This window comes from Polaromonas sp. P3_C2 (assembly GCF_056402675.1).
Genome location: NZ_JBFUGX010000758.1, coordinates 1 through 1789, shown reverse-complemented (window position 1 = coordinate 1789; position 1789 = coordinate 1). Strand labels below are relative to the sequence as shown.

Sequence of the window (1789 nt, the reverse complement as noted above, 5' to 3'; positions counted from 1 at the left end):
TCCCAGGCGTGACCCTGGACCGTGAAATAGATGTACGCGTTGGGGTCGGTTTCCCAACCCTTGCATTTCAAAATCCAGCCGGGTTGTCCGCCACCGCCGGCATTGGCGCCGMGCGGCACCACGCCGTCTTTGAAAGCTTCCATTTCATGCGGGTATTGCGGGTACTCTTCCAGGTAGCCAAGGTTGTCCAGACGCAACTGGTCGCGCATTTTGACGCGGCACAGGTTGAGCACACTGTCCTGCATGGACACGGCGACTTTTTGGCCCTTGCCAGTCTTCTGGCGGCCGATATAGGCCGTCAAAATACCGATGGCCAGGTGCATGCCGGTATTGCTGTCGCCCAAGGCGGCAGACGAAATGGTGGGGCCTGAGTTCTCGCCTTTCCAGTAGCCGGTGGTGGACGCTGCACCGCCTGCGCACTGGGCCACGTTTTCGTAAACCTTCAGGTCTTCGTAATGGTGGCCGTCAGAGAAACCCTTGACGGATGCCAGAATCATTTTTGGGTTGAGCGACTGGATGTGTTCCCAGGTGAATCCCATACGGTCCAGCGCGCCGGGACCAAAATTCTCGACCATCACGTCGGATTCCTTGATGAGCCTCTCCAACACTTCCTTGCCTTCGGGCTTTTTGGTGTCCAGCGTCAGGCCGCGCTTGTTGCTGTTGAGCATGGTGAAATACAGCGCGTCAGCGCCTTCGATGTCACGCAGCTGGCTTCGGGTAACGTCGCCAGAGCCAGGACGCTCGACCTTGATTACGTCAGCGCCGAACCAGGCCAGCATCTGAGTGCAGGCGGGACCGGCCTGAACGTGGGTGAAGTCGATGATTTTGATGCCTGCGAGTGGTTTGTTGCTCATTTTGATTTCTCCTTGGGATGGCTTTGGATTACTTCTTTGCTGCAGCACTCTGCGGATTCAGGCTGGTGATTCGACCACTTTCGGTCCCTGCGGTTTCGTCGATGATGGCGTTGATCAGGGTCGGCTTGCCAGATTTAACGGCTTCGTCCAGCGCCTTCGCCAATTCGGCTGGGGTGTTGGCCAAAACGCCCACCCCGCCGAAAGCCTGCATCATCATCTCGTATCGCGCATTCTTGACGAACACGGTGGGTGCCACGTCGCCGCCCAGCGGATTCACGTCGGTCCCCTTGTAAATGCCGTTGTTGTTAAAGACGATAACGCAGACGGGGAGGTTGTAGCGGCAAATCGTCTCGACTTCCATACCGCTGAAACCGAAGGCGCTATCGCCTTCGATCGCGATTACGGGTTTACCCGTAGTGACGGCGGYAGCAACGGCAAAGCCCATGCCAATGCCCATGATGCCCCAGGTGCCGACGTCAAGGCGTTTGCGCGGCTCGTACATATCGATAATGCTGCGCGCGAAATCCAGCGTATTCGCGCCTTCGTTGACAACGATGGCATCGGGGCGTGCTTTAACCGCATTGCGGATGACGTTCAGCGCGCTATGGAAGTTCATTGTCGGCGGGTTCAGCGCCAGGGTTGCCGCCATCTTGGACAGGTTCTTGTCCTTGCGCTCAGCGATCCCCTGAGTCCATTCGGCCGGTGGTTTTGCCCACTTTGAGCCCAAACCTTCCAGCAATGCCGAGACGCACGAGCCGATGTCGCCGACCAGCGGTGCGGCGATCGGTACGTTGCTGTCCATCTCGGTCGGCGAGATGTCGATCTGGATGAACTGCCGGGTGTCGGCGTTCGGGCCGCCCCAGGTCTTGCCTTTGCCGTGCGACAGCAGCCAGTTCAGGCGCGCGCCGACCAGCATCACCACGTCGGCTTCTGCC

2 protein-coding genes are annotated in these 1789 nt (G+C 58.8%); both read right to left on the bottom strand.

From position 1 onward, the window contains the following. Positions 1 to 854, bottom strand: an 854-nt coding sequence (locus AC1DWI_RS21595) for a formyl-CoA transferase (protein WP_477725723.1), incomplete at its 3' end; no start/stop codon positions are given. 28 nt (positions 855 to 882) lie between these two features. Next, the coding region (locus tag AC1DWI_RS21590) for a thiamine pyrophosphate-dependent enzyme (RefSeq protein ID WP_477725722.1) at positions 883 to 1789 on the bottom strand (907 nt) is incomplete at its 5' end.